This window comes from Streptomyces sp. NPDC002730, assembly GCF_042888805.1.
GTDB lineage: Bacteria > Actinomycetota > Actinomycetes > Streptomycetales > Streptomycetaceae > Streptomyces.
This window is the reverse complement of sequence record NZ_JBIAQG010000010.1, coordinates 88178-108911: the sequence shown is the minus strand read 5'-3', so window position 1 is coordinate 108911 and position 20734 is coordinate 88178. Positions and strand designations below refer to the sequence as shown.

General features: G+C 70.1%; 24 protein-coding genes. 13 read left to right on the top strand and 11 right to left on the bottom strand.

The window, feature by feature from the left end:
- Positions 1-119 precede the first annotated feature (119 nt).
- The 5 genes from ACFYXH_RS25260 to ACFYXH_RS25240 form a co-directional block, all read right to left on the bottom strand.
- Complete coding sequence (locus tag ACFYXH_RS25260; RefSeq protein ID WP_389567101.1) at positions 120-815, bottom strand: HAD family hydrolase; 696 nt, start codon at positions 813-815, stop codon at positions 120-122.
- Positions 816-834: 19 nt separating this feature from the next.
- Entirely contained in the window at positions 835-1521 is a 687-nt protein-coding gene (locus ACFYXH_RS25255; protein ID WP_389567098.1) for a phosphatase PAP2 family protein, read from the bottom strand.
- A 34-nt stretch (positions 1522-1555) separates the two neighbouring features.
- A complete protein-coding gene (locus ACFYXH_RS25250; RefSeq protein WP_389567095.1) occupies positions 1556-2491 on the bottom strand; it encodes a M56 family metallopeptidase in 936 nt (311 codons plus the stop codon).
- A 105-nt stretch (positions 2492-2596) separates the two neighbouring features.
- Complete coding sequence (locus ACFYXH_RS25245; protein ID WP_389567092.1) at positions 2597-3148, bottom strand: DUF5134 domain-containing protein; 552 nt, start codon at positions 3146-3148, stop codon at positions 2597-2599.
- A gap of 148 nt (positions 3149-3296) precedes the next feature.
- On the bottom strand, positions 3297-3683 hold the full coding sequence (locus ACFYXH_RS25240; protein ID WP_389567089.1) for a VOC family protein: 387 nt from the start codon (positions 3681-3683) through the stop codon (positions 3297-3299).
- A gap of 76 nt (positions 3684-3759) precedes the next feature.
- On the opposite strand from ACFYXH_RS25240, the gene ACFYXH_RS25235 reads away from it, so the two are divergent.
- On the top strand, positions 3760-4311 hold the full coding sequence (locus ACFYXH_RS25235) for a GNAT family N-acetyltransferase (protein ID WP_389567087.1): 552 nt from the start codon (positions 3760-3762) through the stop codon (positions 4309-4311).
- A gap of 29 nt (positions 4312-4340) precedes the next feature.
- Here the strand turns inward: ACFYXH_RS25235 and ACFYXH_RS25230 are convergent, their stop codons facing one another.
- Entirely contained in the window at positions 4341-5024 is a 684-nt protein-coding gene (locus ACFYXH_RS25230; protein WP_389567083.1) for a glycerophosphodiester phosphodiesterase, read from the bottom strand.
- A 72-nt stretch (positions 5025-5096) separates the two neighbouring features.
- Positions 5097-5222, bottom strand: coding sequence for a hypothetical protein (locus tag ACFYXH_RS25225; RefSeq protein WP_389567081.1), 126 nt, complete (start codon positions 5220-5222; stop codon positions 5097-5099).
- 317 nt (positions 5223-5539) lie between these two features.
- On the opposite strand from ACFYXH_RS25225, the gene ACFYXH_RS25220 reads away from it, so the two are divergent.
- The 5 genes from ACFYXH_RS25220 (at position 5540) to ACFYXH_RS25200 (ending at position 10149) form a co-directional block, all read left to right on the top strand.
- Positions 5540-6937, top strand: coding sequence for a DUF6421 family protein (locus tag ACFYXH_RS25220; protein WP_389567078.1), 1398 nt, complete (start codon positions 5540-5542; stop codon positions 6935-6937).
- Positions 6938-6963: 26 nt separating this feature from the next.
- The gene (locus ACFYXH_RS25215) at positions 6964-7719 is read left to right on the top strand and encodes an SDR family NAD(P)-dependent oxidoreductase (RefSeq protein ID WP_389567711.1); all 756 of its coding nucleotides are present in this window, start codon (positions 6964-6966) and stop codon (positions 7717-7719) included.
- Complete coding sequence (locus ACFYXH_RS25210) at positions 7698-8786, top strand: threonine aldolase family protein (RefSeq protein WP_389567075.1); 1089 nt, start codon at positions 7698-7700, stop codon at positions 8784-8786. The genes ACFYXH_RS25215 and ACFYXH_RS25210 overlap by 22 nt, the downstream gene beginning before the upstream one ends.
- 75 nt (positions 8787-8861) lie before the next feature.
- The gene (locus tag ACFYXH_RS25205) at positions 8862-9443 is read left to right on the top strand and encodes a transglutaminase family protein (protein ID WP_389567073.1); all 582 of its coding nucleotides are present in this window, start codon (positions 8862-8864) and stop codon (positions 9441-9443) included.
- 13 nt (positions 9444-9456) lie between these two features.
- Positions 9457-10149 carry a B3/4 domain-containing protein gene (locus tag ACFYXH_RS25200; protein WP_389567070.1) on the top strand — a complete coding sequence of 231 codons (693 nt, stop codon included), beginning with the start codon at positions 9457-9459 and terminating at the stop codon, positions 10147-10149.
- Positions 10150-10163: 14 nt separating this feature from the next.
- On the opposite strand, the gene ACFYXH_RS25195 is transcribed toward ACFYXH_RS25200, so the two are convergent.
- Complete coding sequence (locus ACFYXH_RS25195; RefSeq protein WP_389567067.1) at positions 10164-10886, bottom strand: lysophospholipid acyltransferase family protein; 723 nt, start codon at positions 10884-10886, stop codon at positions 10164-10166.
- Between the two features lie 161 nt (positions 10887-11047).
- The gene (locus ACFYXH_RS25190) at positions 11048-11464 is read right to left on the bottom strand and encodes a DUF4395 domain-containing protein (protein ID WP_389567064.1); all 417 of its coding nucleotides are present in this window, start codon (positions 11462-11464) and stop codon (positions 11048-11050) included.
- 76 nt (positions 11465-11540) lie between these two features.
- On the opposite strand from ACFYXH_RS25190, the gene ACFYXH_RS25185 reads away from it, so the two are divergent.
- The 6 genes from ACFYXH_RS25185 to ACFYXH_RS25160 all read left to right on the top strand — a co-directional run bounded on the left by ACFYXH_RS25185 (position 11541) and on the right by ACFYXH_RS25160 (position 16164).
- Entirely contained in the window at positions 11541-11954 is a 414-nt protein-coding gene (locus ACFYXH_RS25185; protein WP_389567061.1) for a TlpA family protein disulfide reductase, read from the top strand.
- Positions 11955-11960: 6 nt separating this feature from the next.
- Positions 11961-12107, top strand: a complete 147-nt coding sequence (locus tag ACFYXH_RS25180; protein WP_389567058.1) for a putative leader peptide — start codon at positions 11961-11963, stop codon at positions 12105-12107.
- Positions 12108-12153: 46 nt separating this feature from the next.
- Positions 12154-12660, top strand: a complete 507-nt coding sequence (locus ACFYXH_RS25175; protein WP_389567055.1) for a flavin reductase family protein — start codon at positions 12154-12156, stop codon at positions 12658-12660.
- Positions 12661-12859: 199 nt separating this feature from the next.
- Positions 12860-13645 (top strand): electron transfer flavoprotein subunit beta/FixA family protein, encoded by a 786-nt coding sequence (locus tag ACFYXH_RS25170; protein WP_385304758.1) that lies wholly within the window; start codon positions 12860-12862, stop codon positions 13643-13645.
- A 103-nt stretch (positions 13646-13748) separates the two neighbouring features.
- Positions 13749-14711 carry an electron transfer flavoprotein subunit alpha/FixB family protein gene (locus tag ACFYXH_RS25165; RefSeq protein ID WP_327321898.1) on the top strand — a complete coding sequence of 321 codons (963 nt, stop codon included), beginning with the start codon at positions 13749-13751 and terminating at the stop codon, positions 14709-14711.
- Between the two features lie 154 nt (positions 14712-14865).
- Entirely contained in the window at positions 14866-16164 is a 1299-nt protein-coding gene (locus ACFYXH_RS25160) for a DUF6986 family protein (RefSeq protein ID WP_389567050.1), read from the top strand.
- A 293-nt stretch (positions 16165-16457) separates the two neighbouring features.
- Here the strand turns inward: ACFYXH_RS25160 and ACFYXH_RS25155 are convergent, their stop codons facing one another.
- Entirely contained in the window at positions 16458-17444 is a 987-nt protein-coding gene (locus tag ACFYXH_RS25155; protein WP_389567708.1) for a LacI family DNA-binding transcriptional regulator, read from the bottom strand.
- A gap of 210 nt (positions 17445-17654) precedes the next feature.
- On the opposite strand from ACFYXH_RS25155, the gene ACFYXH_RS25150 reads away from it, so the two are divergent.
- Entirely contained in the window at positions 17655-18620 is a 966-nt protein-coding gene (locus tag ACFYXH_RS25150; RefSeq protein ID WP_362692957.1) for an ROK family protein, read from the top strand.
- On the opposite strand, the gene ACFYXH_RS25145 is transcribed toward ACFYXH_RS25150, so the two are convergent.
- A complete protein-coding gene (locus ACFYXH_RS25145) occupies positions 18604-20655 on the bottom strand; it encodes an NPCBM/NEW2 domain-containing protein (RefSeq protein WP_389567045.1) in 2052 nt (683 codons plus the stop codon). The genes ACFYXH_RS25150 and ACFYXH_RS25145 overlap by 17 nt on opposite strands.
- Positions 20656-20734: the final 79 nt, after the last annotated feature.

The following is a 20734-nucleotide window of genomic DNA, read 5'->3' as shown; positions in this document are numbered from 1 at the left end:
CCTTGAGGGCCTGGTCAGCAGGGTGCTGCCCGAACCGGGCGACGCGGGGGATCGTCCGGTTCGGGTGGTTTTGTCATGCCTTCAGTGTGCCTCCGTCGCTGTGAAGCTCAGTCGAGGGCTCAGTCGATGAGCCCGATCACCGGCCGCAGTCCCGTCGGCCGTTCCGCCACCGGAAGGTGGTCCACGAAGTGGACCGCGCAGCCCAGATCCGCGGCCCCGCCGTCCGCGGTCGGGTGGTCGCCCACCATCAAAACATCGCGCGGGTCCTGGGCCAGCGCCTCGCAGGCGGTGCGGAACAGGCGCACATCGGGCTTCTGCACCCCGTGCTCGTACGACAGGACGTAGGCGTCCACCCAGGCGTCCAGGCCGTGGGCGCGGAAGACCGGCCGCAGGTCCCAGCCGATATTGCTGACCACCGCGACGCCCATGCCCCGCTCCCGCAGCGCGCGCAGCACCTCGGCGGCGTCCGGATACGGGCGCCAGGCCGCGGGCTTCATATGGCGGTCGTAGAGCGCGTCGTACAACCCCGCGTCCGGCAGCTCCACCTGCCGGGCGAGACCGGTGTACGCGGCCCGGTGCCGCTCCATGCTTTCGTCGCGGGTCGCCCACAACTCGGTGAGATGCGGCGGCAGCCGTTGTGGGAAGGATCCGCCGGGGAGTGCTCCGGCCGCCTCCAACTCATCCGCGTACCGGGAGAGTTCGGCCTCGGGGACCGTACTGCCCCGCGCGTCGAGGGCCGCGCTCAGCCAGTCCCGCGCGGACTCGATACGGAAGAGCGTTCCGGAGAAGTCGAAGAGCACACCTTTGATCGCCATGACCGCGATCCTTTCCGCCTCACCGCTTCCGGGACAAGACCACACGCTCGTACGCGGCGGCTGACAGGGCCACCAGGCAGGCCCCCATCAGCCAGCCGCCCAGCACGTCCGAGGGCCAGTGCACGCCGAGATAGAGCCGGGTCAGGCCCACTCCGGCGACCGATACGACCGCGGCCGTGACGCTCCAGTGCCACAGCCGTCCGTCCACGCCGTGCCGCCTGAGCAGCCACAGCAGCAGACCGCAGGTGACCATGGCCGTCATCGCATGACCGGAGGGGAAGGCCGCGTAGTGGGCCGAGTCGACCGGATCCGGCCACTGTGGCCGCTCCCGTCCGACGGCGGACTTCAGACCCTGCTGTACGAACGTGCCCACCGCGCTCGTTACCGCTACCCACAGTGCCGGCAGCCGCTCTCCCCGCCACCACAGCCACGCAGCGGCCGCGGCGATCAGGCCGCGCATCGCCCACGGGTCCCACACCCAGTCGGTGAGTACCCGGTTCACCCTGGTGAGCCCCGGCTCTGTCACCGCCCAGTGGTGCAGCCTGTCGGCGACGGTGCGGTCGAAGGAGACGAGAGGCGCCCAGGAGACAGCGACCAGAACCACCAGCACCACGGACACGACGGCGAGCACTGCACCTGTGCGGGCCGGTACGGCGACCGGGTCGTGGGCCGGGGGAGTCGAGGGCGCCGGGCGACGGGAGTACATGGGGGTGATCCTCGCGGCTGACCGGCCCGTCGGGCTAACCCAGCGCGCGCAGAGCCGGCACGAATGCCACCAGCAGCGGAACCAGCGGCACCAGTGCGGCGGCCGCGGTCAGCCGCAGTTTGCGGCCGGCGGTGAGCCGCGGCGCCGGCGTCAGCAGCCGGTTGACGCGGTGCGGCAGCTGGGCGTCCGGCGTGGGGCAGGGCCCGAACACCCCGCGATCCTCGTTGAGTTCGACCAGGGCCAGCGCGATGGTGAGTCGGCCGAAGCGCTTCGACGCGACATCGTCGGCAGCCAGTTCGACCAGCCGGTGCATCTCGTCGCGGAACGCCGCGAACACCGGGATCTGCGGAAAGCCGTTGGCCAGCGCGGCCGAACAGTGCAGCAGCCAGTCGTGCCGCGCCTGCGCGTGCCCCTGCTCGTGCGCCAGTACGGCGTCGAGCTGACGGCCCTTCAGTCGGCGCAACGCGGCTGTGGTGATGACCAGTTGGGGTGCGGCGCCGGGCAGCCACCAGGCGTCGGGCCGCTCGCCCTCCAGGACGACCAGCGGTTCACTGCCCGGCTCCTCGCCCGGCAGCAGCGGGGAGCGCACCAGAAGTTCCATGCGCCGCCGCTTGCGCCGCACCTGGGTCCGGTGGATCTCCCGGGTGAGCATCGCGCCCGTCCAGAGGCCACCGCAGGCGAGGGCCACGGCGAGCAGCGCGGGCCACGGTTCGTTCGCGCCGAGGGCGTACGCCTCGACCACGCCGTGCGGTGCGGCCGCGAAGACTTGACCCCGTACGAACTGCCAGGCCCCGGCCGCGCTGAAAGTCATGGAGAGCGCGAAGCACAGCAGCACGGCCGCCACCACGCACTGCCACACCCACAGCGCCACCACGGGCTCGCGCTCCGGCCAGTCGGCACGCGACACAAGTCGCGGGGCCACGACGGCGGCCAGTGCGCCGAGCAGCAGCAGCACGAGGGAGACCAACATGGGCGACACCCTATGAGGGTGCTGCTACTTGCGGGTATGGCCGCGCAAGCCAAGTGATGTACGACACGGTTCGGCGCCCGCGGTTCGGCGGACCGCGCCGGCGGTTCAGAGGGCGAGCAGCATCGCCAGCATGGCGATACCCATGGTGAGCCTGCAGGCGAGCGCCAGCTCGGGGCGGGCACCCGAGGCGATGGTCGCCGTCGCCGCGCCGCCCGCAGGAGACGGCACGGGCATCAGCCGGACGCCCGAGCGCAGTACGTACACGGTGTAGTACACGAGCAGCGCGCCGGTCAGCAACGGCACACCGGGGGAGGAATGACCGGTGTGCCCGCCGCCCGGCGCCATCGCCACCGCCATGTAGACCATCGCGAGCGAGCCGACGAGATGGTGCAGATGGTGCGTGCCGCGCCGGGCCGGCCACAGGGCGTGCAGCGCGGCCGCGCCGAAGACCGCGGCGTACACCGTCCAGGCCCACTCCGGCACCGTGAGCACGGCGGCGGACATGGCCATCGCGGCCATCCCGAAGCCCATCAGGGCCTCGCCGCCGGCCGCCTTGCGTGCCTCGCCGGAGCAGCTGCGCATCCGCGCAAGGCAGTACGCGCCGGTCGCCCCGCACAGCGCGACGAGCAACCAGTCGGACATCGCAGGTCCGTGCACCGCGCACCTCCCCCTTCGACGGTGTCGAGTGGTCGATGCCCGGCCCTGCGTGACCTACGCGAGCGCACGGGGGTACGCGGGGAGCACACCCGGAAAGCGCGCTCGCCCCTCCGGCGCCCCTACACGCCTCTACTGCCGGCCGCGGTGCTCATGGGCGGTACCGCAGCGGATGGTCGGCCGGCACCTCGACCAGCGCGATGCGGTGGCCGTCCGGGTCGGCGATCCACATCTCGATCAACCCCCACGGCTCGCGCCGCGGCGGCCGCAGCACCTCGACACCGCGCCCCGACAGCTCTTCGTGCGCCGCCGTGACGTCCGCGACCTGGAGCCACAGCTGTACGGAGGGCGAAGGCGCCGCCGCAGCACGCCCCGAGACCTCCAGATAGCCGCCGCCCAGGAAGTACACCGTGCCCCGCTCGGGGCCGGTGCCGAACTCCCGGTAGACCGGCAGGGCCAGCGTCTCGCCGTAGAAGCGGCGCGACTGCTCGGGATCGGCCGGACGAAGCAGGATCCGGCTGCTCAGCACATGCACCATGCCCCGGACCCTAGGCCGAACGGCCGGGTTAGTCTCGTCGGACACCTGCACGCAGCGGAGAACGGACAGTCGGCCCATGGACACCGCACCACCCCGGAACTCGGGCGAACTCACCTACCGTGACGCGGTCGAGGCCGATGTGTCGGTACTCGTTCCACTGATCGAGTCCGCCTACCGCGGCGACTCGAGCCGGAGCGGCTGGACCACCGAGGCGGACATCCTGGACGGGCAGCGGACCGACCCGGAATCCGTGCGCGAGATAGTCACCACTCCTGGCAGCACCCTCCTCGCTGTGGAGCGCGACGGCGAGCTGATCGCCTGCTGCCAGCTCGAACACCGCGGTGAGGCCGCGTACTTCGGCATGTTCGCGGTCCGTCCCGGGCTGCAGGGCGCGGGCCTCGGCCGCCAGATCATCGCCGAGGCGGAGCGCATCGCCCGCGAGCGCTGGAGCGTGCGCGAGATGCAGATGACCGTGATCTCGGTCCGGCACGAGCTGATCGCCTGGTACGTGCGCCGGGGTTACCGCCGTACGGGAAAGCTGACCCCTTTCCCGTACGGCGACGAGCGCGTCGGCGTCCCGCAGCGCGACGATCTCGCGTTCGAGCTGCTGGTGAAGGACCTGTCCTAGGCAGCCCCAGAGGGACCGGCGCAGGAAGGCTAGGCCGTGAACCGGCCGGTGCGCCGGATCTCGGGGAAGTCGGTGGTCGCGCCGTCCAGCTCGAGGGCGCGCACCAGCCGCAGATGGTCCTGGGTGTTCACCACCCAGCCGATCACCTGCAGCCCTTCGCCGTGGGCGTGCTCGACGGTCTCCAGGGTCAGCCTGCGGATGTTCAGCGCGAGGGAGGCGGCGCCCACCGCCTTCGCGCGGTCCACGACGTCGGCGCCCCAGCGGCTGGCGATGAGCACGGTCCGTACACCCGGCACCAGGGCGGCGATCTCGGCGATCGCGTCGTCGTGGAAGGACGACACCTCGACGCGTTGGACGAGATCGCGGCGGCGCATCACCTCGGCGAGTGCCCGGGCCGCGGCCACGTCCTTGATCTCCGCCTGGAGCGGTGCCCGTACGGCGTCGAGCACCTCCTCGAAGACCGGTACCCGTTCGCCGTCGCCCGCGTCGAGCTCCCGCAACTCGGCGAGGGTCTTGTCGGCAATCGGGCCGTTTCCGCCGGTCGTACGGTCCACGTCGGCGTCGTGCATGACGACGAGGGCGCCGTCCTTGCTGAGATGCAGATCCAGTTCGATGGCGTCCATACCGGCCTGCTCGGCACGGATGAAGGAGCGCAGGGTGTTCTCCGGCTCGACGCCCATGACCCCGCGATGACCGATGGTGAGGAAAGTCAAGATTCTCTCGCTTCCGTCGACGGCGGCTCCCGCGCGCGACGCATCCCGGCACCGGCGCGGCAAGTTCGCAGCCTAACGGGCCGCCTGCGCGATGGAACCGGTCTCGCGCGGCGGAGTGGAGGGGGCCGCTCTGGCCTCCGCGATCCCCAGGACGAAACCGGTGATGAGGGCTGCGACAAGGACGGCTCGGGTGCTCACGCGGTACGGCTCCGGGGCGAGGCGGGTCGGGCGGACGCGTCCGTCTACCCGGCAGCCGGCTGTGTGCCGCGAGCCGCTTCACCCGCGCGTGGGCGCGTCTCTCCGTGGCTTGACGCGGTAGTGCGCGCGACCAGTCGGCGGGGGCGCGGCAGGCTCGGAGGGGATTGATAGAAGCCATCGCATCAGTCCCGGGTCGACCGCAAAACTTTCGGTGACCATGGGGTCGGGCAGGATAATTTCCCAAGTCTCTACTTGTACGGGGGAACCTCGCACGGATACGGTGTCTTGACGCGAGGTTCTCCCGTAGAGGAAGTGACATGACGGAAATTCTTGTGCAGGACATTGCCGCAGGGGGCATATCCCCCGCTGCCCGGGTGATCGAGCACGCGGCCTGGCCGACGCTCAAGAGTGCCGTCGAGCAGATCCGGCCCTGGCAGTCCAAGGACGGCTCGATCGATTTCGACGCCGAGGGCGCCCCGACCCGTGTTGTCGTCGATGCCGCGCTCGACCGGGTGATCGACGCCGTGGAGGAGCTCTCACCGCTCCTCCCGCACGACGCCGCGTACCACCGCGCGCTCGTCTCCGATCTGCACAAGTGGGCCGACAGCGCCTTCGACGTCCCCGACTTCCTGGACTCGCTGCTCGCCTTCCAGCCCGCCGCGGGCCGCGTGGACGGACTGCAGCACCTGGTCGTCTTCCCGATGTACACGCAGAACGGCAACCCGGACCGCAATCTCGAAGCGGTCGTGCTGCGCATGGTCTGGCCCGACTGGCTCTCCGAGCTGGAGCGCACCCGCTACGACAACCCCCTCTTCTGCGGCATCACCTTCGAGGACTTCACCGCCGGATACGACACCAACTCCGCGGTGCTCTTCCCGGAGACCATCGCCGTGCGTGAAGCTCCCGAGCGCTTCACCTGGGGCGGCATCTTCTGCGACCGCGAGGCCGCGCGCTTCCGTCGCGTCACCGACGAGGCCGTACGCGTCCTCGGCCTCGAACTCCCCGAGGACATCCAGGAGATGGTCGGCGACCAGGCCCGCTGCGAGCAGGCCTTCGTGCTCTGGGACATGGTCCACGACCGCACCCACAGTCATGGCGACCTGCCCTTCGACCCCTTCATGATCAAGCAGCGCCAGCCGTTCTGGATGTACGGCCTGGAGGAGCTGCGCTGCGACCTCACCGCCTTCAAGGAGGCCGTGAAGCTCGAGGCCGAGGGCAACGCCCACGGCCGAGATGTGCAGTACGCCGTGCTCTTCGACCGGATGTTCCGCTTCCCGGTCAGCGGTGACCGCGTGCGCAACTACGACGGGCTCGGCGGCCAGCTGCTCTTCTCGTACCTCCACAAGCACGATGTGGTGCGCTGGACCGACAACACCCTGAAGATCGACTGGGACCGGGCCCCGCAGGTCACCAATGATCTCTGCGCCGAGATCGAGAAGCTCTACCGCGACGGTATCGACCGGCCCAAGCTGGTCCACTGGTTTGCCGCGTACGACCTGGTCTCGACTTATCTCGCACCGCACCCCGGTTCCCGCTGGGCCAAGGGCCCCGATGCCCTCGATCTGTCACAGCCGCCCCGTAAACTTGTCGACGACGTGCTCCCGGACGAGTTTCCGCTCAGCATGTTCTATGAGGCGCTGTCGAAGAAGCTGAAGGCCGTGATCGCCTCCACCAAGGGGATCACCGCCGCGAGCGCCGAGCGGGTGGCCGCGTGAACGCTCGTACGGAGGAGGCGACGACCATGATCGAAAACGGCAGAGGTCCGCTGGAAGGCGCCGTGGTCGCGGTGGCCGGAGCGGCAGGCCCGGCCGGCCGGGCCTGCCTGCTGCGCCTGGCCGAGGCCGGTGCGACAGTCGTCGCCTCCGACGCTGACCCCGGGCGTCTCGCCGAGGCGGTCGATGCCGCCCGGTACGCGCACGGCGGTGCGACCGTCACCGGGGACACCGTCGACCTCCTCGATTTGAACGCCACGCGGGAGTGGGCGGACAAGACCGAGAAGGAGTTCGGCCGGATCGACGGACTGGTCCATCTCGTCGGCGGCTGGCGCGGCAGCGCCTCCTTCGCCGAGACCAACCTCGCCGACTGGGAGCTTCTCGAGAAGCTGCTGATCCGTACCGTCCAGCACACCTCGCTCGCCTTCCACGACGGCTTGCTGCGTAGCGACCGCGGCCGCTACGTGCTGATCAGCGCGGCCGGCGCCAGCCAGCCGACCGCGGGCAATGCCGCGTACGCCGCCTCCAAGGCCGCGGCCGAGGCCTGGACGCTCGCGCTCGCCGACGCCTTCCGCAAGGCAGGGGGCGAGGAGGGGCCGAAGGCCGCGGCTGCCATCCTGGTGGTCAAGGCACTCGTGCACGACGCCATGCGTGCCGAGCGCCCGAATGCAAAATTCGCGGGCTTCACGGACGTGACGGAACTGGCCGAAGCCATCGCCGGAGTCTGGGACCGGCCCGCCCGGGAAGCGAATGGACAGCGCCTGTGGCTGACCCCCAAGCCGTGACACCGACGAAGACCGACGCTCGGCGCCACCATGATCCGTCCGTAAGAGGCTTTGCGAGCGACAACTACGCGGGCGCTCACCCCGAGGTCCTCGCGGCGCTCTCGCTCGCCAACGGCGGTCACCAGATCGCCTACGGCGAGGACGAGTACACCGAGCACCTCCAGCGGGTCATGCACAGTCACTTCGGCCCGACGGCGGAAGCCTTTCCGGTATTCAACGGCACCGGCGCCAATGTGACGGCTCTTCAGGCGCTCACCGACCGCTGGGGCGCGGTGATCTGCGCCGAGTCCGCGCATATCAACGTCGACGAGGGCGGCGCGCCGGAGCGGATGGGTGGGCTGAAGCTGCTGACCGTACCGACTCCGGACGGCAAGCTGACGCCCGAGCTCATCGACCGCCAGGCGTTCGGCTGGGACGACGAGCACCGGGCGATGCCGCAGGTCGTCGCGATCACTCAGAACACCGAGCTGGGCACGGTCTACACGCCCGACGAGATCCGGGCCATCTGCGAGCACTCGCACGAGCGCGGGATGAAGGTCTATCTCGACGGGGCCCGGATAGCCAACGCCGCCGCGTCGCTGAACGTCCCGATGCGGACGTTCACCAACGCCGTCGGCGTCGATGTCATCTCCTTCGGTGGCACCAAGAACGGCATGCTCTTCGGCGAGGCCGTCGTCGTCCTCAATCCGGACGCCGTCAGCCATATGAAGCACCTGCGCAAGCTGTCGATGCAGCTCGCCTCCAAGATGCGCTTCGTTTCGGTGCAGTTGGAGGCGCTACTGGCGCGCGATCTGTGGCTGCGCAACGCCAGGCACGCCAACAGCATGGCCCAGCGGCTGGCGCAGGGCGTGGGTGGGGTCGACGGTGTGGAGATCCTCCACCCCGTACAGGCCAACGCGGTCTTCGCGCGTCTGCCGCACGATGTGAGCGCGCGTCTGCAGAAGCGTTTCCGCTTCTACTTCTGGGACGAGGCGGCGGGAGACGTCCGCTGGATGTGCTCCTTCGACACCACCGAAGAGGACGTCGACGCCTTCGTCCAGGCGCTGAAGGAAGAGATGGCGAAGTAGACATCGCTGTATAAGTATGTGGCCGACCGGAAATTGATTGACGTCCGGTCGGTCGCTTGCTTAGGGTCGGCAGGCATGGAGCTGATCCAGCAGAACCCTGAACTGTCTGCGTATCTCGCCGCTGACGAGGTCATCGACCATGAACACCCGCTGGTGCGGCAGACGGCCGCTCGTCTCGGTAGCGATGGTGTCGATGCATACTCATACGCCAAGGCGGCCTTTGAATTCGTCCGCGACACCATCCCGCACTCCAGTGACACGGGGGATGTGCGGGTCCCCTGGCGTGCTTCCGACGTCCTCGCGCAGCGCACCGGCATCTGCTGCGCCAAGTCCCACGCGCTCGTCGCCCTGCTGCGCGCCGGGTCCATCCCTGCCGCCTTCTGTTACCAGCGACTGAATGTCGTCCATGGACTGGCGGCGCTGAAGCTTCCCGGCGGCAGCGGGGAGTGGGCGCGGCTGGATCCGCGCGGCAACAAGTCCGGAATCGACGCACAGTTCTCGCTCGCGACGGAGCGCCTCGCTTACGAGGTGCGGCCGGAGTCCAATGAGATGGACTATCCAGTGCTCTATGATGTACCTCATCCAGCCGTGCTCGACGCTCTCCGGGCGGCGCCCGACCTGGAGACTCTCTGGACCCTGTACCCGGCCGAACTGTGAGGCACGACGAACCATGACGCTCACGCTCACCGTCTCCGACGAGGTCCTGGACCTCGCGCCCGGCTTCATCCATGTGGCCGTCGAGGCCCGCGGACTGGTCAACGGCGAGAGCAATGCCGACAGTTCGGCCCTGCTGGACGATGCCGCGCGGAGGCTCGCCGATCGCCTGGACGGGCGTGCCCCGCACGAGGACCCGCACATGGTGGCCTGGCGCGCGGCGTACTCCGGCTTCGGTGCCAAGCCGTCCCGTACGCGCAATTCCGCCGAGGCGCTGGCCAAGCGGGCGCTCGCCGACGGCGGGCTGCCGCGCATCAACCGGCTGGTCGATCTCTACAACGCGATCAGCGTCGCCCATCTGATCCCGGTCGGCGGTGAGGACACCGACCACATCCAGGGCGGGATGCGGCTCGTACGGGCCACGGGCGAGGAGCCGTTCGTCACCGTCGCCGGGGGCGAGGAGACGGTCGAGCATCCGGACGCCGGCGAGGTCGTCTGGTGCGACGACGAAGGCGTCACCTGCCGGCGCTGGAACTGGCGCCAGGGCGTACGCACCCGGCTCACCGAGGAGTCGGTGAACGCGCTCTTCCTGCTGGAGGGCATGGCCCCCATGACGAACGGCGAGCTCGAGGCCGCAGCCGCCGAACTCGCCGAGTCGCTGGAGAAGCTGAGCCCCGGAGCGCGGATCACCGTCCGCCCGCCCCGGTAGCGGCTCGTGTGGTCTCAGCCCGCCTCGCGGACCTCGGCCGGAGTCGGCGCCGTACCCCCGAGGTGGGCGGGCACCCACCAGGTGTCGCCCGCGTCCTTGGGGCGTACGGGATAGGCGCGCTGGGCCGCTTCCAGGAGCTCCTGGCAACGCTCGCGCAGCCGCCGGGTGATCGCGCCCGCGTACTGGTCGGCGGGGGCCTCGACCGGCTCGCCGACGCGGATGGTGACGGGGATGTGGCTGCGCTTGAAGTTGCGCGGCCGGCCCTTGGTCCAGATCCGCTGGGTGCCCCACAGGGCCATCGGGATCAGCGGCACGCCGGCCTCCTGAGCCAGCCGGGCCGCACCCGACTTGAAGCTCTTGAGCGTGAACGACTGCGAGATCGTCGCCTCCGGGAAGACCCCGATGATCTCGCCCGAGCGCAGCGACTCGAGCGCATGCGCGTACGCCGTCTCACCCTGCTTGCGGTCCACCGGGATGTGCTTCATTCCGCGCATCAGCGGGCCGGAGACCTTGTGCCGGAAGACGGATTCCTTCGCCATGAAGCGCACCAGGCGCTTCTGGGGGAGCGCCGCGAGTCCGGTGAAGATGAAGTCCAGGTAGCTGATGTGGTTGCTGACGAGCACAGCGCCGCCCGAGCGCGGGATGTTCTCCGAACCCTGAGTGTCGATCTTCAGGTCCCACGCCTTGAACAAGGTTCGAGCGGCGCCGACGACCGGCCGATAGACGAGCTCTGCCATCTGGAGAGGGCCCTTCTGTTGTGCCCGGGGAGGGTTCTCCCGGCGGAAGTTACGCAGCCGTAGGTTTTCGGCATTGGGCAGATCGTGCCCCATACGCAGCCTACTGACCAGTCCTGGCGCGTTGGGCGGGCGAGATTCTTGTCACGTGCTTGCTTGGCCCATCATGACCGTGCCGTGGTGGCGCGGCGGAAGAGCAGGTACAGCTCGCATCCCAAGCAGTACCCGAATGCGGCGTTGAGGAACGCTGCGGCCAGAGCGCATCCGGTGGCGGTGAGGGCGAGCCACGACGGACCCCAGAAATAGCCGACCAGGCCGAGCAGGGCGAAGGCCAGGCCAACGGCCTGCGCGAAGCGCGGCGGAGCCGGCGACTCGAACTCGGCCGGCGGCCCGATGCGCGGCCGTACCGCGGTGCGGAACAGCCATCCGTACGGAGAACGCGGCACGCCGAACACCGCTCCCGCGGCGAAGCAGAGAGCCTGCCAGGCGAGCAGGATGCCGCTGCCCGTGACGAGAACCGCGGCGAGTACGAGCGTGGTGACGGCGGCTCCGAAGCGCGGGCCCCTGACGTCGATGTCCATGCCCGACAGCATCGCGCAGAAGATCCGCCGTGCGGGGCCGGGAATCTTTGCGGTCCTGTGAACGCTGGACCGGTGGATGACAGGACTCGTGGTGTGTGCGGTGGTGCTCGCGGCGGCGAGCGTCTTTGGGCTCTGGCAGCGGCGGAGCGGTGGGAGGCTGAAGGTGCGCGGTCGAGACGCGGAGAGACGGCTCGGTGCGGCCGAGTTGGGCGTGGAGCTGGGCCGGCGGGCGACGCTCGTCCAGTTCTCGAGCGCGTTCTGCCAGCCCTGCCGGGCGACCCGGCGCACCCTCGCCGAAGTCTCGGACATGATCGACGGCGTGTCGCATGTGGAGATCGACGCGGAGGAGCGGCTCGCTCTGGTCCGTGACCTCAACATCCTCAAGACACCCACCGTGCTGGTGCTCGACGCGAGCGGCCGCATCGTCACCAGGGCCTCCGGCCAGCCCCGCAAGGCGGATGTGATCGCCGCGCTCGGACAGGCGGTGTGACGCCCCGTGACTCGTGTCGCACATCCTCGAACACGCTTGACTGCACCCGCCATCCATCGTCACGCTGACGCTGTGCCCCAAGAACTCCTTCTCTACGGGCGGCCCCATGTGGACCTCGTCCGAAACGCGAGTGCGCGCTGTCCGGCTGTCTGAGCAGCCACGGCCGCCCCGTTCGCATCCCCTGCAGAAGGACAACTCCATGACGGCTTCGCCCGATCTCGGCACCGCTCAGCTGGCCTCTCCCGACCTGCTCCGCTCCGTCTTCCGGCAGCACGCCGCGGGCGTCGCGGTGATCACCGCCCAGGGCGACCACCCCGTCGGATTCACCGCCACCTCCCTCAACTCCGTGGCCGCCGAACCTCCGTTGATCTCGTTCGGCGTGGGTACGTCCTCGTCCAGCTGGCCGGTCATCGCCAGGGCCGAGCACATCGGCGTACACATACTCGGCGAGCACCAGCAGGAGCTGGCCGCGACCTTTGCGCGCAGCGGCGCCGACCGTTTCGGGCAGCCCACCCGATGGAGTAACGGTCCGGAGGGCGTCCCGGTCCTCGACGGCGTACTGGCCTGGCTGGTGTGCCGTGTCGTCGGCCGCGTCCAGGCCGGGGACCATCGCATCGTGATCGCCGAGGCCGTCGTCGGCGACCCCGCGGGGGCCGGCCGTCCGCTGCTCTACCACCAGGGACGCTTCAACGCTCTGCGGGACTGAGAGTTCCCGGAGCCTGCCGGTTACGGAGCGTTGGCAAGGTCACAGTTCTAAGCGCTTGCATATGAGGAAGGAGCTGGGTGTACTGACGAGTAATATTTCGGTCGGAGCGCGGGCCGCCCCGACCGGGATCCGCCCAGTAAGGCGCCTATGCTGCCATCAGAAGGCAGCTCAGTAGAGACGATGCAGTAGGAGAGCCGGCGTGAGCTTGAGGATCGTTGTCTGTGTGAAGTACGTGCCCGACGCCACCGGCGACCGGCACTTCGCCGATGACCTGACCGTGGACCGCGAAGACGTCGACGGCCTGCTGTCGGAGCTCGACGAGTACGCGGTCGAGCAGGCGCTGCAGATCGCCGACGAGGCGGACGACGCGGAGATCACCGTGCTGACCGTCGGCCCCGAGGACGCCAAGGACGCGCTGCGCAAGGCGCTCTCCATGGGCGCCGACAAGGCCGTCCATGTCGAGGACGACGATCTGCACGGCACCGACGTCATGGGCACCTCGCTGGTGCTTGCCAAGGCCATCGAGAAGACCGGCTACGACCTGGTCATCGCTGGTATGGCCTCGACGGACGGCACCATGGGCGTGCTCCCGGCGATCCTCGCCGAGCGCCTGGGCGTTCCGCAGGTCACGCTGCTCTCCGAGGTCTCGGTCGAGGACGGCGTCGTCAAGGGCCGCCGTGACGGCGACACCGCGAGCGAGCAGCTCGAGGCGTCCCTGCCGGCCGTCGTCTCCGTGACGGACCAGTCGGGCGAGGCCCGCTACCCGTCCTTCAAGGGCATCATGGCCGCCAAGAAGAAGCCGGTGGAGTCCCTGGACCTGGAGGACCTCGAGATCGACGCCGACGAGGTCGGCCTCGAGGGCGCCTGGACCGCGGTCGACTCGGCCGCCGAGCGTCCGGCCCGTACCGCCGGCACGATCGTCAAGGACGAGGGCGAGGGCGGCAAGCAGCTGGCCGAGTTCCTTGCGAGCCAGAAGTTCATTTAGCTGCCGGGGGTCCGGGGGTTGCCCCCCGGGTCAACACAGCATCTGAGGCTCGCTGAGCCCCCAACTGCCCCCAGATACTTCGCATTCGCAGGAGAGCAATCCCATGGCTGAAGTTCTCGTCTATGTCGACCACGTGGACGGCGCCGTCCGCAAGCCCACCCTTGAGCTGCTGACGCTGGCCCGCCGCATCGGCGAGCCCGTCGCCGTCGCCCTCGGCTCCGGCGCCGAGGCCACCGCGCCCGCGCTCGCCGAGCACGGTGCGGTCAAGGTCCTCACCGCCGACGCGCCCGAGTTCGCCGACTACCTCGTCGTACCGAAGGTGGACGCGCTGCAGGCGGCGTACGAGGCCGTCTCCCCGGCCGCCGTGCTCGTCCCGTCCTCCGCCGAGGGCAAGGAGATCGCGGCCCGCCTGGCGGTCCGTATCGGCTCCGGCATCATCACCGACGCCGTCGACCTCGAGGCCGGCGACGAGGGTCCGGTGGCCACGCAGTCCGCGTTCGCCGCCTCCTTCACCACCAAGTCCCGTGTCTCCAAGGGCACTCCGGTCATCACCGTGAAGCCGAACTCGGCCGCCGTGGAGGCCGCTCCGGCCGCGGGCGCCGTCGAGGCCCTGACCGTCACCTTCTCCGAGAAGGCCACTGGCACCAAGGTCGTCGCGCGCACCCCGCGTGAGTCGACCGGCCGTCCCGAGCTGACCGAGGCCGCGATCGTGGTCTCCGGCGGCCGTGGCGTCAACGGCGCCGAGAACTTCCACATCATCGAGGCGCTGGCCGACTCGCTCGGTGCCGCTGTCGGTGCCTCGCGTGCCGCCGTGGACGCCGGCTGGTACCCGCACTCCAACCAGGTCGGCCAGACCGGCAAGTCGGTCTCCCCGCAGCTGTACATCGCCTCCGGAATCTCCGGCGCGATCCAGCACCGGGCCGGCATGCAGACCTCGAAGACCATCGTGGCCATCAACAAGGACGCCGAGGCCCCGATCTTCGACCTGGTCGACTACGGCGTCGTCGGCGACCTCTTCGAGGTCGTCCCGCAGCTGACCGCAGAGGTTCAGACCCGCAAGGGCTGATCTGCGGAAGTCCTCTACGGCCCGGGGCCGCGCGGTGATCTTCACCGCGCGGCCCCGCACGCTTTCGGGTGACCATTGACGCAGGTCGCGACCGCCTATTAACTTCGCTATACGGATTGTTGATTCCGTGGAGCGGAAAACAGGAGGGTGCAGGATGGGCCAGCAGGAGAAGGTGGCAACGAGCCTCGCCGGAGCGGTCAGCGAGGGCATCAGCGCCTCCCTCGCGCCGGTGGACGCGGAACTCGCCCGCCGCTACCCGGGAGACCCCGGCACCCGCCAGCCCGTCCACACCGTCTACGTACCCGGTGACGTCTTCGCCGCCGACACCATCCGCTCCTGGGGCGACCAGGCGCTGGCGGCGCTCGACGAGCACGCACCGGACGCCGCATCCTTCGCCGCCGTCCTCGGCCTCTCCGACAAGCTCGCGGGACCGGTGTACGACCGTGTACGGGCCAAGCTGGAGCGCGAGCCCGTCGAGGACCTGCGCATCGACTTCGAGGACGGCTACGCCGGCCGCGGTGACGCCGACGAGGACGCCCACGCGGCCCGGGCCGCCCGTCTGATCACCGAGGCGTACGCCAAGGGCACCGCCGCCCCGTACATGGGCATCCGCATGAAGTGCATGGAAGCAGCCGTACGCGACCGCGGCATCCGTACCCTCGACATCTTCCTCACCGGGCTCATGGAGGCCGGCGGTCTGCCCGGCGGACTCGTGCTCACGCTGCCCAAGGTCACGTACCCCGAGCAGGTCACCGCCTTCGTTCGGCTGCTCGAAGCCTTCGAGAAGGCTCGTGGCCTGGCGGCCGGCCGGATCGGCTTCGAGATCCAGATCGAGACCAGCCAGTCCATCCTCGCCGCCGACGGCACCGCCACCGTGGCCCGGATGATCGACGCTGCCGAGGGGCGGGCCACCGGACTCCACTACGGCACCTTCGACTACAGCGCCTGCCTCGGCGTCAGCGCCGCCTACCAGGCGAGCGACCACCCGGCCGCCGACCACGCCAAGGCCGTCATGCAGGTCGCGGCCGCGGGCACCGGCGTACGCGTCTCCGACGGCTCCACCAACGTCCTGCCGGTCGGCACGACCGAGAAGGTGCACGACGCCTGGCGGCTGCACTACGGACTCACCCGCCGCGCGCTGGCCCGCGCCTACTACCAGGGCTGGGACATGCACCCGGGCCACCTCCCGACCCGTTACGCCGCCGTGTTCGCCTTCTACCGCGAGGGCTTCGAGCAGGCCGCCGCACGGCTGTCCGCGTACGCCAACCACGCGGGTGGCGACGTCATGGACGAGCCCGCCACCGCCAAGGCGCTCAGCGGCTATCTGCTGCGCGGCATCGACTGCGGCGCCCTGGACACCGCCGAGGTCGCCCGGCTCACCGGTCTCACCCGCGCCGATCTCGACGGGTTCGCCTCGCCGCGCCGCGGGGACCTCACGGCCACAGCCAAGTAGCCGCGCGGACCTCATGGGCGTGGTCCGGCGCGCCGTCGACGAGGTGCTCGGCCGCGAGGACCGGGCGGAAGTTCGACCGTCGGCGGCTCCACCGGTACGACCGGCGGCGGGTCGACCGGTGGGTCGAGCACCTCGGGCGGCGGGCAGCACGTTCACCAACCGCGGTTCGACGACCGGCGGCGGTTCGGACCCGGCCCCGGCGCCCGTCCACTCCATCGGCGGCGGCAGGTACATCTGCCAGGTCTGGGCCCGTCCAGGTCCAGGGCGGGTTCAGCGACACGCCGGTGCCCGGCCTACCCGTCTGCCGGCGGCGGGAGCTCGCCCGAGCCGCGCGGGATCAGCACCGTCTCCAGCGCCACCTGCGCGGGCTCGTCGTCCACACCGTCGAGGCGGCGGAACAGCCGCTCGGCGGCCGTACGCCCGAGAGTCGCGGCGTCCTGGGCGATGACCGTGATGCCGAGCAGGTCGGCGAGTTCGATGTCGTCGAACCCGACCAGTGCGACCGGGCGGTCGCGCTCAGCCAGGACCCGTACGGCCGTCACCGTCACCCGGTTGTTGCCCGCGAACAGCGCGGTGACCGGCTCGGGGCCCGCCAGCATCGCCTCGACCGCCGCCCGCACCGGTTCCGGAGCAGTGGAGCCCAGCGACACCCAGCTGTCGTCCACCGCGAGCCCGGCGTCCTCCATGGCGGCGCGGTAGCCACGCACACGCTCGGCAGCGGTGTGGATACGCGGCTGGTCGCCGATGAATCCGATACGGCGGTGGCCGTGCGCGATCAGATGCGCCACGCCCTTGCGGGCGCCGCCGAAGCTGTCGGAGAGCACCACGTCCGCGTCGATCTGACCGGCCGGGCGGTCCACGAACACCGTGGCGACGCCCGCCTTTATCTCCGGCTCCAGATAGCGGTGGTCGTGGCCGGCCGGGATCACGATCAGCCCGTCCACCCGGCGGGCGCAGAGCGCGAGCACCAACTCCTGCTCGCGCTCCGGGTCCTCGGCGCTCGAACCGTTGATGAGCAGGGCGCCGTGGGCGCGGGCGACCTCTTCGACCGCGCGGTTCAGCGGCCCGTAGAAGGGGTCGGCGAGATCTTCGAGCACCAGCCCGATCGAGGCGGTGCGGCCCTTGCGCAGCACCCGTGCGCTGTCGTTGCGGCGGAAGCCGAGGGACTCGATGGCCTCGTGCACCCGGCGTTCGGTGTCGGGCGTGACACCGGCTTCGCCGTTGACCACCCGGGAGACGGTTTTCAGGCCGACACCGGCCCGCGCGGCGACATCTTTCATGGTGGGCCGATTGCCGTAGCGGGGCTCGGGGCCTCGGGTGCGGCCCGCCGTCGGCGGGTGACGGTCGGTCTCGGCCACAGTGCGCTGTCCTGTCGTTGTCCGGTGTGCGAGGGTGTGGCGTCGAGCATAGGCCCTGGACAACGTTGTCAGGGGAATGGAGACTGTTACTGAATCCGCAGGTCCGACAGCTCCCCGGGGGATCCCACACCGATGCATACCGACCTCGTCGCCGCGCTCGATATCGGCGGCACCAAGATCGCCGGCGCGTTGGTGGACGGCAGCGGCGGGATTGTGCTGCGGGCGCAGCGCCCGACACCCGCCCGTGAGGACGGCGACACCGTGATGCGCGCCGTCGAGGCGGTCCTGGCCGAGCTTGCCGCCTCCCCGCTCTGGGTGCGAGCCTCGGCCGTCGGCATCGGCAGCGCTGGTCCGGTGGACGCCTCCGCCGGTACGGTCAGCCCGGTCAATGTCCCAGGCTGGCGAGACTTTCCGCTGGTCGCGCGGGTGCGCCGGGCCGCCGACGGGCTGCCCGTCGCGCTGGTCGGCGACGGCGTCGCAATGACCGCGGCCGAGCACTGGCAGGGCGCGGCCCGCGGCTACGACAACGCCCTGTGCATGGTCGTCTCGACCGGTGTCGGCGGTGGACTCGTCCTTGGCGGGAAGCTCCATCCGGGACCCACAGGCAACGCCGGGCACATCGGCCACATCAGCGTCGACCTGGACGGCGATCTCTGCCCGTGCGGCGCGCGCGGCTGCGTGGAGCGGATCGCCAGCGGCCCGAACATCGCACGCCGGGCGCTGGAGAACGGCTGGCAACCCGGCCCCGACGGCGACACCTCGGCCGCCGCGGTGGCCGTCGCCGCCCGGGCCGGACACCCGGTCGCGGTCGCCTCCTTCGAGCGGGCGGCCCAGGCCCTCGCCGCCGGGATCGCCGCCACAGCGACTCTCGTCGAGATCGAGATTGCCGTCATCGGCGGAGGAGTGGCGGGCGCGGGCGATGTGCTCTTCGCGCCGCTGCGCCGTGCCCTGCACGACTACGCCACGCTCTCCTTCGTACAGCGGCTGACCGTGGCTCCGGCCCTGACGGGCACGGACGCCGGTCTGGTGGGTGCGGCCGCTGCCGCCTCGCTCGGCCGTGACGGCGAGGCGGCAGCGGTTGTCAGCAGCCGATCCTGAGGTCGGCCCAGTCGGCGTGGTCGGAGTCGACCCCGTCACCGCCGTCGGTGACCACCAGACGTACGACCTTCGCACCACTGACATCCGCCGAAATCGGCTGTGCGGGCATGGCGTTGGTCAGTACCTCCGTCGAGGCGGCCTTCTTCCCGTCCGCCCAGATCTCGAAGGCGACCGTGCCCTTCGCCCCCTTCTCGTCGTCCAGGCCGACCTGCGCGGTGACGGTGGTGCACCTACCGCCCGCGTAGTACGCCACGGCGCTCGCGGCGTGCACACCGAGGCCCTTGGCGAAGACCTGGCCGCCGATGGTGATCGGCTTGCCGTCTCCGGCCTTGCTCTCGCCGTTGCTGGTGTCCTTCTCCACGGGACCCCAGCCGTTCTCCGCGCTCAGCGCGCCGAGATCACTGAGATACGTCCGGCCCGCGGGCGGTGCCACGACCACATGCACGCTCGCCGGTGCGGAGGTGGTGAGCCGCTGTCCGGCCAGCGAGCGGTACTTGGTCGTCAGCGTCAGTCCGTACGAGCCGGTCGGGGTGGTTCGCGGCACGACGACCTCCCAGCCGGTCGTGAGTTCGCTGCCGCTGGTGAGCGCCGGAGTGGCGGACCTGGAGGTGGCCTTGATCCGCCAGCCCTCGGGTCCGGTCAGGGATACGGAGACGGCGAGCGCGGGCGTACGGCCCAGATCGGTGACGGTCGAGGTGAGCTCCGCGGTCTCGCCGGCCTCGGCCATCAGGCCCTCGTCGGCGTTCGCTTCGAGGGCAGGCGGCAGCAGCGCCCACTTCCGGTCCGTCGAGACGCGCACCAGCACCGTGCCGTGCGCGGGCACCGTCGCCGAGATCGTGCCCGCGGTGTTGGCGTCGGTGTGCTGCCACAGATCGCGCAACCGGTAGCCGGCGGCGTCGGGCAGGCCGACGGCCTCGGCCGTGGTGGCGATCCGCTGCGGGCTGCTGGTCTCGTTGAAGAGCGCGACCGCGCGGCTGCCGTCCGCCATCTCCTTGGCCACCACCCAGCGGCCACCCTCGGAGCTGATCACCGTGCCCTGCTTGCCGAGCGGGTCCTGGTCGACCGCGATGACCTCGCGGTTGCCGAGGATCTCGAAGGCCGATGCGGGCGCTTTGCGCAGATCGGAGCCGATGAGCAACGGCGACGCCATGATCGACCACATGGAGAAGTGGGAGCGGTACTCGGTGTCCGTCATGCCGCCGTTGCCGACCTCCAGCATGTCGGGGTCGTTCCAGTGACCGGGTCCCGCGTACTGAGCCAGCGGCAGATTCTTCTTCATGATCGACAGCATGGAGCCCCAGTTGTCACTGATGTCGCCGGTGGTGCGCCACAGTTGACCTACTCCGGTGGCCCACTCCCAGGGCTTGTTCTGTCCCCACTCGCAGATGCTGTAGACGATGGGACGTCCTGTTGTCTCAGAGGCCGCCTTCAGTGCGTCGCGCATCGTGTTGTAGCGGAGCTTGGCGTCCAAACCCTGGTTGTTGCAGTTGTCGTACTTGAGGTAGTCGACGCCCCAGTCGGCGAACTGCTGCGCGTCGCTGTACTCGTGGCCGAGTCCGCCGGGAAAGCCCGCGATGTTGCAGGTCTTGGTCCCGGCGCTGGTGTAGATGCCGAACTTCAGCCCCTTGGAGTGGACATGGTCGGCTACGGCCTTGATCCCGTTGGGGAAGCGCACCGGGTCGGGCACCAGCTTGCCGTTCGTGTCGCGCTGCGGCAGCGCCCAGCAGTCGTCGAGATTGACGTACTGATAGCCGGCGGCCTTGAGGCCCTTCTCGACGAAGATATCGGCGATTCCCTTGACCATCGCCTCGTTGAACTCCGCCCTGCAGTGGGTCGAGTTCCAGTTGTTGAACCCCATCGGAGGGGTCAGGGCGAGCCCTTCGTCGAGCTGCGGGGCCGCCGGCGCGGGACCGGGGGGCGCGGCCGGGGCACCGGCGGCGAGAGCCGGTGTGCCCAGCCCCGTCGCGCCGAGCAGCACGGCGGCCAGCGCTCCGACGACTCTGAGGCGGGTACTGCGGGTGGGAAGGTGACGCATCGTAACGTTCCTCCGTACTCGCGCATTTTGGGATGGCGGCATGTACGTGTCAGTCGCGAGCGTTTACGGTAGGCCGTGT

Bases quoted from the DNA above. Each gene is read 5' to 3' on its own strand.
- ACFYXH_RS25195 (WP_389567067.1), bottom strand. From the start codon at position 10,886: ATGGCAGAGCTCGTCTATCGGCCGGTCGTCGGCGCCGCTCGAACCTTG.
- ACFYXH_RS25200 (WP_389567070.1), top strand. From the start codon at position 9,457: ATGACGCTCACGCTCACCGTCTCCGACGAGGTCCTGGACCTCGCGCCC.
- ACFYXH_RS25175 (WP_389567055.1), top strand. From the start codon at position 12,154: ATGACGGCTTCGCCCGATCTCGGCACCGCTCAGCTGGCCTCTCCCGAC.
- ACFYXH_RS25165 (WP_327321898.1), top strand. From the start codon at position 13,749: ATGGCTGAAGTTCTCGTCTATGTCGACCACGTGGACGGCGCCGTCCGC.
- ACFYXH_RS25235 (WP_389567087.1), top strand. From the start codon at position 3,760: ATGGACACCGCACCACCCCGGAACTCGGGCGAACTCACCTACCGTGAC.
- ACFYXH_RS25160 (WP_389567050.1), top strand. From the start codon at position 14,866: ATGGGCCAGCAGGAGAAGGTGGCAACGAGCCTCGCCGGAGCGGTCAGC.
- ACFYXH_RS25185 (WP_389567061.1), top strand. From the start codon at position 11,541: ATGACAGGACTCGTGGTGTGTGCGGTGGTGCTCGCGGCGGCGAGCGTC.
- ACFYXH_RS25255 (WP_389567098.1), bottom strand. From the start codon at position 1,521: ATGTACTCCCGTCGCCCGGCGCCCTCGACTCCCCCGGCCCACGACCCG.
- ACFYXH_RS25190 (WP_389567064.1), bottom strand. From the start codon at position 11,464: ATGGACATCGACGTCAGGGGCCCGCGCTTCGGAGCCGCCGTCACCACG.
- ACFYXH_RS25205 (WP_389567073.1), top strand. From the start codon at position 8,862: ATGGAGCTGATCCAGCAGAACCCTGAACTGTCTGCGTATCTCGCCGCT.
- ACFYXH_RS25155 (WP_389567708.1), bottom strand. From the start codon at position 17,444: ATGAAAGATGTCGCCGCGCGGGCCGGTGTCGGCCTGAAAACCGTCTCC.
- ACFYXH_RS25260 (WP_389567101.1), bottom strand. From the start codon at position 815: ATGGCGATCAAAGGTGTGCTCTTCGACTTCTCCGGAACGCTCTTCCGT.
- ACFYXH_RS25215 (WP_389567711.1), top strand. From the start codon at position 6,964: ATGATCGAAAACGGCAGAGGTCCGCTGGAAGGCGCCGTGGTCGCGGTG.
- ACFYXH_RS25145 (WP_389567045.1), bottom strand. From the start codon at position 20,655: ATGCGTCACCTTCCCACCCGCAGTACCCGCCTCAGAGTCGTCGGAGCG.
- ACFYXH_RS25240 (WP_389567089.1), bottom strand. From the start codon at position 3,683: ATGGTGCATGTGCTGAGCAGCCGGATCCTGCTTCGTCCGGCCGATCCC.
- ACFYXH_RS25250 (WP_389567095.1), bottom strand. From the start codon at position 2,491: ATGTTGGTCTCCCTCGTGCTGCTGCTGCTCGGCGCACTGGCCGCCGTC.
- ACFYXH_RS25220 (WP_389567078.1), top strand. From the start codon at position 5,540: ATGACGGAAATTCTTGTGCAGGACATTGCCGCAGGGGGCATATCCCCC.
- ACFYXH_RS25150 (WP_362692957.1), top strand. From the start codon at position 17,655: ATGCATACCGACCTCGTCGCCGCGCTCGATATCGGCGGCACCAAGATC.